The sequence below is a fragment of the Flavobacterium sp. genome (assembly GCF_017985075.1).
Classification (GTDB): domain Bacteria; phylum Bacteroidota; class Bacteroidia; order Flavobacteriales; family Flavobacteriaceae; genus Flavobacterium.
The window spans coordinates 41,945-51,876 of sequence record NZ_JAGNYF010000010.1 but is presented as its reverse complement, the minus strand read 5'-3'; the positions used below and the strand labels follow the sequence as shown (position 1 = coordinate 51,876).

Below are 9,932 nucleotides of genomic sequence, written 5' to 3'. Positions count from 1 at the left end.
GCTAATTATTTTTTAAAAAGATGTAACAAAATCCCTATATTACACACTAATTCAGAAAAGAAATACTGCAAATGAATACTATTTTAGAAGTTAAAAACGTAGTGAAACAATATGGCGATTATACCGCATTAAATTCCGTTTCATTAAGTGTTCCTGAAGGAAGCATATATGGTTTATTAGGTCCAAATGGCGCTGGAAAAACCTCGTTAATTCGTATCATTAATCAAATTACTTTGCCAGATGCTGGTGAAATTATTTTAAATGGTGAAAAACTAAATCCCAATCACATTTCAATGATTGGTTATATGCCAGAAGAACGTGGTTTGTACAAATCTATGAAAGTAGGGGAGCAATGTTTGTATTTGGCTCAACTAAAAGGTATGAGCAAACAAGAAGCCAAAAAACAATTAAAATATTGGTTCGAAAAGTTTGAAATTGAAACTTGGTGGGACAAAAAACTGCAAGAACTTTCTAAAGGAATGGCTCAAAAAGTACAATTTATTGTAACGGTGCTTCACAATCCAAAATTATTAATTTTGGACGAACCATTTTCTGGATTTGATCCTGTAAATGCCAATTTAATTAAGGATGAAATTATCGAATTAAATAAAAAAGGAACTTCCATTATTTTTTCAACGCATCGAATGGAAAGTGTAGAAGAAATGTGCGATTACATTGCTTTAATTCATAAATCGAATAAATTAATTGAAGGAAAACTTGAAGATGTAAAACGTAAATTTAGAACCAATACCTTTCAAGTTGGCGTTTTGACACAAAATGTAGAAGCATTAATGTATCAATTAACGCAAAAGTTCACTATTGGCCAAACCGATTTCAAATCGTTAAACGATGATTTAAAATTGGAAGTTCAATTAGGAAATCATTCTACAAATGAATTATTGTCTATTTTATCTCAAAACGGACAAGTAACCCATTTTGCTGAGAAAATTCCAAGTGTAAATGATATTTTTATTCAAACGGTAACAGAATAGATATTTTAGATTAATAGAATTTTAGAGGATTAGATTTTCTAAAATTTTAATACACTTAAATATCAAATAAAGCTAAAAATCTAAGAAGTCTAATCTTCTAAAAATCTAAAACATAATGAACAAATTATTATTAATCGTACAAAGAGAATTTATTGCCAAAGTGCGCAACAAATCTTTTATAGTGATGACTTTTTTAAGTCCGCTAATTTTCTTAGGAATGTCTTTTTTAATTGGCTATTTATCAAGTATCAATAAAGATGAGGCTACTAAAATTGCTATTTACGACCAAGGAAATATATTAAAAAGTAGTTTAAAATCCGACAAAGAAACGGCATTTACAGATTTGTCTGCGATGCCATTTAAAGTGGCAAAAGACACAGCGAGTAAAAGTTATGAAGGACTTTTGTTTATTCCAAAAACGGCAACTATTCAAGATTTAAAGACTAAAGTTGAATATATTTCAGATGAAAGTGCGAGTGCAGAATTTATCTCAAACATTGAATATGTTGTGGATTCTATTTTGACTCAAGATAATTTCAAAACTAATAATTTAGATATTTCTAAAATTGAAAAGGCTAAAGTGGAATCGACTTTGCAATTAAGTAAATATTCAGGTGATGCCAGTTTAAAAGGAATTAATGAAATTAAAATTGGATTAGGTTTTCTTTTTGGTTACTTAATTATGATGTTTATTATCATTTACGGAAACTTTGTGATGCGAAGTGTGATTGAAGAAAAAACCAATCGAATTATAGAAATTGTCATTTCATCTGTAAAACCATTTCAGTTAATGATGGGGAAAATCATTGGAAATTCTTTAGCAGGAATTTTGCAATTTACCATTTGGGCTATTGTTGGAACCTCTATTTTCTTTATAGTTTCTACCTTTTTTGGTGCAGAAACCGCTGCAAGTGCTAATCCGCAAGCAGTGAAATTAGCCACTGAAAATAGTGGATTAATGTCGAAATTGCCTTTGTATTTAGATGAATTAGGAAATTTACCGATTGCTACAATTATCATTTCGTTTATATTTTATTTCATTGGTGGTTATTTCTTATATAGTTCTCTATACGCTGCCATTGGTGCCGCTGTTGATAATGAAACTGATTCACAACAATTTTTATTGCCTATTATTATGCCTTTAATGTTAGGCGTATATATCGGATTTTTTACCGTTGCCAACGATCCTCACGGAAATATTGCTACGATTTTTTCTATGATTCCGTTTACATCGCCAATTGTTATGCTAATGCGTATTCCGTTTGGTGTGCCCACTTGGCAAATAATTGTGTCTTTAGTCTTATTATTTGCTACATTTGTGGGAGTAGTTTGGTTTGCGAGCAAAATTTACCGTGTAGGAATTTTAATGTACGGCAAAAAACCAACTTGGAAAGAATTGTATAAATGGTTGAAATATTAAAAGGAGAAATTTTGTTTAAAATATTTTGTATTTTATTTATAATTACAACGGCTTATTTGTCTAATAAATCATTCAGAATTTATAAATATTCAAATCCAACAGAAAGAAGATTGAAAGAGAATATTTTTAGGAAGAGAACTAATTTTATTCTGTTTATTTTAATTATGCTGATTGTTATGTTATTAGCATATAGATTATTTATAGTAGTTTATTTTGAATATGTTTTTTTAATATTTTCATTTTTCTTGATAACTTTTGATATTGCAGATTCAATTAATAAAATAGATGTTTTAAAGAAAAATAATTTTTCATTATCATATATTGATGATTTCAGGTTGTATTCTAAGTATAATTCAATTTGTTCTATTTTATTTTTCGTACTGTTTTGTTTAGGAATAATATTTGATAAATTTTAATAGGAAATAAATAGTATACTTATGTTAGTTTTAACGACTAAACAAATAAACAACTAAACAAAATACATTTTATGTCAAAAATCCTTATCATAGAAGACGAAGCGCCAATTAGACGCGTTTTAACGAAAATTTTATCGGAAGAAAATGATACGTATTTGGTGCAAGAAGCTGAAGACGGTTTACAAGGAATTGAATTGGTGAAAAACGAAGATTTCGATTTGATTTTGTGCGATATTAAAATGCCAAAAATGGATGGTGTTGAGGTGTTGGAAGCCATAAAAAAAATAAAACCTGAAATTCCAATGGTTATGATTTCTGGTCACGGCGATTTAGAAACTGCAATTCAAACGATGCGTTTAGGTGCTTTTGATTATATTTCGAAGCCACCCGATTTGAATCGTTTGTTAAATACAGTCCGAAATGCGTTAGACAAAAAGCAATTGGTTGTAGAAAACAAAATTTTAAAAAAGAAAGTGTCTAAAAACTACGAAATGATTGGTGATAGTGAAGCCATTTCTCATATTAAAACTATGATTGATAAAGTAGCTCAAACAGACGCAAGAGTTTTAATTACAGGTCCAAATGGAACAGGTAAAGAGTTAGTGGCACATCAATTACACGAAAAAAGCAATCGTGCACAACAAGCTATTATTGAGGTAAATTGTGCTGCTATACCTTCAGAACTAATTGAAAGTGAGTTATTCGGACACGTAAAAGGCGCATTTACATCTGCAGTAAAAGACAGAGCTGGGAAATTTGAAGCAGCAAACGGCGGCACTATTTTCTTAGATGAAATTGGCGATATGAGTTTGTCGGCGCAAGCTAAAGTTTTACGCGCTTTGCAAGAAAATTTAATTCAAAGAGTAGGCGCGGATAAAGATATAAAAGTAGATGTTCGTGTGATTGCCGCAACAAATAAAGATTTGAAAGCAGAAATAGCCGAAGGTCGTTTTAGAGAAGATTTATATCATAGATTAGCTGTAATTTTAATAAAAGTTCCAGCATTAAATGACAGGCGTGAGGATATTCCTATGTTGATAGCGCATTTTGCTTCCAAAATTTCTGAAGAACAAGGAACCACCAAAAAAATATTTACTAAACAAGCTGTGAAGTTATTACAAGAATACGATTGGACAGGAAATATTCGAGAACTAAGAAATGTTGTAGAGCGTTTAATTATCCTTGGAGGAAACGAAATCTCTGAAAATGATGTAACTTTGTTCGCTTCTAAATAAAATCAGCCTATAGCTTAAAGCTTACGGCAAAACGCTAAATAAAATGCAATTAAAAAAAATAAACCCACTTTTACAGGAAGCATTAATCGAAAACGGTTTAACCGAAGCGAATGAAATGCAACAAGAAACTTTTTCAACTATCAAAAGTGGTGCGGATGCTGTAATTCAATCTGATAAAAAATCTGGAAAATCAACAACAATTGTATTAAATGTGATTCAACGATTGGAAAAACCATTTATGGAATCGCCAAGAGCTTTAATTGTTGTGGAAACAAAAGAGAAAGTTTTGGAAATAGTTGAAATGTTTAAAAAATATAATCGATACACGCAATTACGAGTTTATGGTGCGCATGACAAAGGCGATATGGATTGGGATAAAAATCAAATTTCATTAGGTATTGATGTTTTAATTGGAACGCCAAATCGATTAGATTTAATGTTTGCTACTGCAGGTTTTGATGTAAATAGATTGCTGATGTTTGTGGTTGATGACGCCGATATTTTGTTTAAACTTCGATTAGATGCGAAAACAAATCGAATGTCAGAAAGCATTTCTAAATCTCAACGTTTGATTTTTTGTAATAAAATTTCAGATAGGGTAGAAGCAGTTGCCGATAGAACTATGATTGAACCTTTGTTTTTTGAAATGGAAGACTAAATCTTATTTTGAAGAAATAATATTAAACTCAAATATATTTTGAGTTTTTTTATATTTAATTTTTTAATATCGGTAAATAAATAATTTTATATATAACGATATTAAAAAATAATTATAACTTTGGGGCAAATAATATTATATGTGGGATATTGACTTAAAATACAGAGAAACTTACGAAACTACTTTTACAAGATTAGTAGAAAAACGGGATGCCTTAAATTTAGCTAGGCCTTTAAACTCGTACTCGTTACAAAAAATTCAGGATGCTTTTACTGTAGAATGGACTTATAATTCTAATAGTATTGAAGGAAATACCTTGTCTTTAAATGAAACCCATATGATTATAAATGAAGGATTTACTATCAAAGGGAAATCTATGCGTGAACATTTAGAAGCTAAAAACCACCAGTTAGCATTACATCAATTATATAAATTAGTTCAAGAAGGTTATATATTAAATGATTCAGATATTCTTAAACTTCACGAATTGGTTTTGCATGGAATTGAAGAAGATTTTGCTGGAAGGCTACGTACTTCTGGTGTTCGTATTTCTGGAGCTAATTTTATTCCGCCTAACGCACTTAAAGTATCTCAGTTTTTAGATGAATTAATTTCATTTGTTAATGATAACCCTTTACAATTAAATGATATTGAATTGGTAACTATTTTTCATCATAAATTTGTTTGGATTCATCCTTTTTTTGATGGAAATGGAAGAACGGTTCGATTGGTAATGAATTTAATTTTAATGAGTAAAGGATTTCCTCCAGCTATTATTTTAAGCGTAGATAGGAAAAAGTATTATGATGCATTAAATCAAGCTAATGCTGGAAATTATGATAAACTAATGCTACTAATGTGTCAATCAATAGAGCGATCTTTAAATATATATTTGTCTGCCATTCCAAATAATGATTTAGAATATGATTCTATTTCAAATATTGTAATTGAGCCAGGAACTCCTTACGGTATGGAATATGTAAGTTTATTAGCACGTCAAGGAAAAATTGATGCTTACAAAGAAGGAAAAAACTGGTATACTTCTAAAAAAGCAATCGAAGATTATATGCAAAATAGACAACGTAAAAGAATTGTTTAATTAAAAAAAATCCTCAATTAGAAGTAATTGAGGATTTAGTTTTTTTATGATTTGTTTTCTTTGTTAAAATAAACCAAGTAATAATACATTTGCTTTTCTTCATCCCAACCTTTTTCTACAAATTTTTCTGCACTTTCTGGATTTATGAAATCTAATTTAATTTGAATGTTGGTATCTAATTCGATAACATTTTTAAGTTTTCTACGAACATCTGTTACAGCAGCATTGGCAATTGGAAAATTAGAAACGTCTTCAATGCTATATTTTGCTCCTTTGTCCACTTTATAATTTCTGAATTCAGGAATCAAATCAGGGTTATTAATTACATCATTTAAGAAAGCTGTTTCTTCAAATTCGTCGTTTTTAGCAAAATGATTTACCGCACGATTCATAAATAATACTTCTTCTTTCTTGTCTTCTGCAGGTAAAACCACTTCTTTAGCAAAATCTTTACAAAATTGAAGGTATTTTTTAGTCATAAATGTTTCATCTTGAAAAACATCTACGCTTAAAAAATGTTCTAACCAGTAACGCGCATCATATCTATTGCTATCAACGGTTAAAATTTTATAGCCTTCTTCTTTTTTGTAATTGAAAATCAAACAACCTTTATCTAATTTGTTTAAGTTAATTCCATCTTGTAAAATCATTTCTAAGTTGCTTCCGCTTTCTTTAAACTGTAAAAAGTCGGTTTTAATTTCACTTTTAAATACACCTATTGCATCTACTACATTATTATCAATAGAAACATTGGTTAGATAGGCAATATAAACTTCGCCACTTTTAATATGTGGATGGTTGGATTGTTCAAATAAATGTTGTGTAATTTTTTTTGAAACATTATGAATTTCACTTGGTTTATTAAATATTTCGGTAGCTAAATTGAACATTTCATTGTATTCTAAATCTACGTCATGAGCAAACTGATAGTAATTTTCTTCTTTTTCGCGAAAAGCTTTAAAAAAATACTCTTTCAAAATCGGCATAATTTCATCGTTTAGCATATATGGACTTTCAGAAAGAAAAATTTGTTCTTCTTTGTGTTTATTGCCAACTCGGTGTATAGAAAGGTTTTCTACGTGTGTATTAAATAAGTTTATCATTTTTTATAAGTTGCTAAGTAGCTGAGATGCTAAGTTTCTTAGTTGTTTTTAATTTTGTTTGTAAATGAGACTATCATTCTTTCTAACTCTCTGGTATCTTCATACAAGTTGTTAAAAGTTTCTTCGTCTAAATAAATTATATTTTTTGCTATTTCTAATTGTGTTTGTAATTCAAATAATGAACCAATTGATATTTTTAGAAAACGCAAAAACTCTTGGCTACTTTCTCTTCCTAATCCTTCAGCAATATTACTTGGAATTGAAATTGCACTTCTTTTTATTTGTGATGTTAATCCAAAAACTTCTTCTTTTGGAAAGTTATTTGTTACTGTGTATATTTTAGTAACCAAAACCATTGATTTTTGCCAAATAAGAAGATTTCTAAAGTTGCTCATTTTGTTTTAAATTTTATATGGCGTATATTTTAATAGGATTAAATGTTTTTTCGAGGGTTTTTCTTAGTTACTAAGAAACTTAGCTTCTTAGCAACTTAAAAAAAACTAATTCCAGTTTTCTTCAAAGCCTTGATCTTCGTATGATTCAGAATCACCATAAGCATCCAAATCATCTTCGTCTAAATCATCTTCAAACTCATTAAACAAATCTTCGTTTTCTAAATCGCCGCCTCTAAATCCACTTGTTGTGGCTTCGTCAGGTAAAATTCCGTGAGAAAACAATAATGCAGGATAATTTACATCTTCTTTATTTGCTTCAATCGCAGCTAATTCAACAAAAAAGGTCCACATAGAGAATAAATCGTAAACATAAACTAATTTAGTATTTTGTTCATGTACTAAATCATCTAATTTATATTCGGCCATTGTTTTTATTTCGCCTGGAATATCTCCGGTGTCAAACATTGGAATACCATCTTCTTCATGCCAAGCCCAATCGTCACCACAAGTATAAAACGCACCTACTTCGGTTCCGTCAAAACCAAATGCATTTACTAAAGCATTGTGTAAATCTTCTAAGCTATCTTTTGAATCAATAGCAATATCTCTAAAAATATCTTCTTCATTGTCTAAAATGGCTCTAAACTTATAAATCATAATGTGAGTTTTTAAAAAAACAAAAGTAATCAATATTTAAAACTTTTATTATTGAAAATTACGATTGTTGATAAATAGTTTATCGAATTAAATGATAAAGGAAAAAATGTTTTTTGAATTTACTATTTTTGCTTAGAATTAAAATTAATCATCATGTCAAACGAAATAGAAAAAGTAAAATGCCTTATTATAGGTTCTGGTCCAGCAGGATATACTGCAGCAATATATGCAGCTAGAGCAAATATGAATCCTGTTTTATACCAAGGAACACAACCAGGTGGACAATTAACAACCACGAATGAAGTAGAAAACTGGCCAGGAAATCCTGAAGGAATTACAGGTCCTGAAATGATGATTGGTTTACAAAAGCAAGCACAAAGATTTGGAACAGATGTTCGTGACGGTTGGGCGACAAAAGTAGATTTTAGTGCTGAACCTCATAAAGTTTGGATAAATGACACAAAAGAAATTCATGCAGATACGGTTATTATTTCAACTGGTGCTACAGCAAAATATTTAGGTTTACCTTCAGAACAACATTATCTTCAAACTGGTGGTGGGGTTTCTGCTTGCGCTGTTTGTGATGGTTTTTTCTATAGAAATCAAGAAGTGGTAATTGTTGGAGCAGGGGATAGTGCTTGTGAAGAAGCACATTATTTATCTAAATTATGTAAAAAAGTTACCATGCTGGTTAGAAGTGAAAAATTTAGAGCTTCAAAAATTATGGAACAACGTGTGAAAAACACTGAAAATATTACCATTTTAATGAATCATGATACGGTGGAAGTTTTAGGTGACGGACAAGTGGTTACAGGTGTTAAAGCTAAAAACAAAACTACAAATGAAGACTTTGAAATTCCTGCAACTGGATTTTTCGTAGCGATTGGTCACAAACCAAATACAGATATTTTTGCAGATTATATTACATTAGACGAAACTGGTTATATTATTAATGTTCCAGGTTCATCAAAAACAAACATACCTGGAGTTTTTGTAGGTGGCGATGCTGCAGATCATGTTTACAGACAAGCCATTACAGCTGCAGGAACTGGTTGTATGGCAGCCTTAGATGCGGAAAGATATTTAGCTAGTAAACATTAATTTCACTATATATTTTTATAAAAAAATCGGAAGTTTAATTTCCGATTTTTTTATTTTAAATACTTAATTTGGCTTGATTTTTGTTAATAAATTGTAAAGCGAAACTTCGCAAAAAAAACAATGAAAAATTTAGTAGTAATTCTTTTCCTTTTATTAATTGGATGTGCTCAACCATTAGTCTTTGAGCGTAAACAATACAATTCAAATTACAATTCAAATTTTAATTCTGCAAATATTAAAATGGAAGTTTTGGAAGCCAAAAATGACGAAAATATTAATAAAATAATTTTCGATAATATTAAAGAAATTTCCAATTTTATTGACAATCAAAATTTAACTATAAATAATTACAATCAATTAACAAAAGAGTTTGTTGAAGTGTATAAGAATTCAAAAAATAGTAAACTAGAAAACAATCTTAAAAACTGGAATTTTGAATTGGAATCTAATGTTGAATTTGAAACAGAAGAATTTGTAAATATTGGTATTAATTATTCCACTTCATATGGCGATTCAAATGGATTTGGAGGAAAACGGTCTTTAATTTTTAATAAACAAACAGGAAATCAGTTAAAAAACGAAAATATTTTTTCAAACCTTTCGGCTGTTTCTAAATTAGTTGAAGGTAGGTTTAGAGATAAGTACAATATAAATTCTAATATAAGTTTAAATCAGCAAGGTTTTTGTTTTGAAAACAATATGTTTTATCTTACCAATAATATTTTTTTTACTATTGAAGGAATAAAATTCTTATATAATATAAATGAGATTTCTTCTTATGATAAAGGATTTTTCGAAGTTTTTATAACCTATCAGGATATCGATAAATACCTTTTAATTAATAATTAATAATAAA

Annotated in this window: 10 protein-coding genes; 7 read left to right on the top strand and 3 right to left on the bottom strand. The window is 29.4% G+C overall.

The features are described 5' to 3' along the window. The first annotated feature begins 71 nt into the window (after positions 1-71). The 5 genes from KA468_RS03880 (at position 72) to KA468_RS03860 (ending at position 5,820) form a co-directional block, all read left to right on the top strand. The gene (locus KA468_RS03880) at positions 72-992 is read left to right on the top strand and encodes an ABC transporter ATP-binding protein (RefSeq protein ID WP_291241621.1); all 921 of its coding nucleotides are present in this window, start codon (positions 72-74) and stop codon (positions 990-992) included. A 115-nt stretch (positions 993-1,107) separates the two neighbouring features. Further along, positions 1,108-2,412: an ABC transporter permease gene (locus KA468_RS03875; protein ID WP_291241620.1), complete on the top strand. Its 1,305-nt coding sequence runs from the start codon at positions 1,108-1,110 to the stop codon at positions 2,410-2,412. Between the two features lie 487 nt (positions 2,413-2,899). After that, entirely contained in the window at positions 2,900-4,063 is a 1,164-nt protein-coding gene (locus KA468_RS03870; RefSeq protein ID WP_291241619.1) for a sigma-54 dependent transcriptional regulator, read from the top strand. Between the two features lie 43 nt (positions 4,064-4,106). Beyond that, positions 4,107-4,721 carry a DEAD/DEAH box helicase gene (locus KA468_RS03865; protein ID WP_291241618.1) on the top strand — a complete coding sequence of 205 codons (615 nt, stop codon included), beginning with the start codon at positions 4,107-4,109 and terminating at the stop codon, positions 4,719-4,721. A gap of 139 nt (positions 4,722-4,860) precedes the next feature. Then, positions 4,861-5,820: a Fic family protein gene (locus KA468_RS03860; protein WP_291241617.1), complete on the top strand. Its 960-nt coding sequence runs from the start codon at positions 4,861-4,863 to the stop codon at positions 5,818-5,820. Positions 5,821-5,864: 44 nt separating this feature from the next. On the opposite strand, the gene KA468_RS03855 is transcribed toward KA468_RS03860, so the two are convergent. From KA468_RS03855 to KA468_RS03845, 3 genes are all read right to left on the bottom strand, one after another. Continuing rightward, positions 5,865-6,923 (bottom strand): nucleoid-associated protein, encoded by a 1,059-nt coding sequence (locus tag KA468_RS03855; protein WP_291241616.1) that lies wholly within the window; start codon positions 6,921-6,923, stop codon positions 5,865-5,867. A gap of 38 nt (positions 6,924-6,961) precedes the next feature. Continuing rightward, on the bottom strand, positions 6,962-7,318 hold the full coding sequence (locus tag KA468_RS03850; RefSeq protein WP_291241615.1) for a four helix bundle protein: 357 nt from the start codon (positions 7,316-7,318) through the stop codon (positions 6,962-6,964). A gap of 105 nt (positions 7,319-7,423) precedes the next feature. Beyond that, positions 7,424-7,975, bottom strand: a complete 552-nt coding sequence (locus tag KA468_RS03845) for a hypothetical protein (RefSeq protein WP_291241614.1) — start codon at positions 7,973-7,975, stop codon at positions 7,424-7,426. A 153-nt stretch (positions 7,976-8,128) separates the two neighbouring features. Here KA468_RS03845 and trxB point away from each other — a divergent pair, with 153 nt between their 5' ends. Further along, on the top strand, positions 8,129-9,076 hold the full coding sequence (gene trxB, locus KA468_RS03840) for a thioredoxin-disulfide reductase (RefSeq protein ID WP_291241613.1): 948 nt from the start codon (positions 8,129-8,131) through the stop codon (positions 9,074-9,076). A 120-nt stretch (positions 9,077-9,196) separates the two neighbouring features. Continuing rightward, positions 9,197-9,925, top strand: a complete 729-nt coding sequence (locus KA468_RS03835; protein ID WP_291241612.1) for a DUF3298 domain-containing protein — start codon at positions 9,197-9,199, stop codon at positions 9,923-9,925. Positions 9,926-9,932: the final 7 nt, after the last annotated feature.

Bases quoted from the DNA above. Each gene is read 5' to 3' on its own strand.
- KA468_RS03870 (WP_291241619.1), top strand. From the start codon at position 2,900: ATGTCAAAAATCCTTATCATAGAAGACGAAGCGCCAATTAGACGCGTT.
- KA468_RS03855 (WP_291241616.1), bottom strand. From the start codon at position 6,923: ATGATAAACTTATTTAATACACACGTAGAAAACCTTTCTATACACCGA.
- KA468_RS03865 (WP_291241618.1), top strand. From the start codon at position 4,107: ATGCAATTAAAAAAAATAAACCCACTTTTACAGGAAGCATTAATCGAA.
- KA468_RS03860 (WP_291241617.1), top strand. From the start codon at position 4,861: ATGTGGGATATTGACTTAAAATACAGAGAAACTTACGAAACTACTTTT.
- KA468_RS03845 (WP_291241614.1), bottom strand. From the start codon at position 7,975: ATGATTTATAAGTTTAGAGCCATTTTAGACAATGAAGAAGATATTTTT.
- KA468_RS03880 (WP_291241621.1), top strand. From the start codon at position 72: ATGAATACTATTTTAGAAGTTAAAAACGTAGTGAAACAATATGGCGAT.
- trxB (WP_291241613.1), top strand. From the start codon at position 8,129: ATGTCAAACGAAATAGAAAAAGTAAAATGCCTTATTATAGGTTCTGGT.
- KA468_RS03850 (WP_291241615.1), bottom strand. From the start codon at position 7,318: ATGAGCAACTTTAGAAATCTTCTTATTTGGCAAAAATCAATGGTTTTG.
- KA468_RS03875 (WP_291241620.1), top strand. From the start codon at position 1,108: ATGAACAAATTATTATTAATCGTACAAAGAGAATTTATTGCCAAAGTG.
- KA468_RS03835 (WP_291241612.1), top strand. From the start codon at position 9,197: ATGAAAAATTTAGTAGTAATTCTTTTCCTTTTATTAATTGGATGTGCT.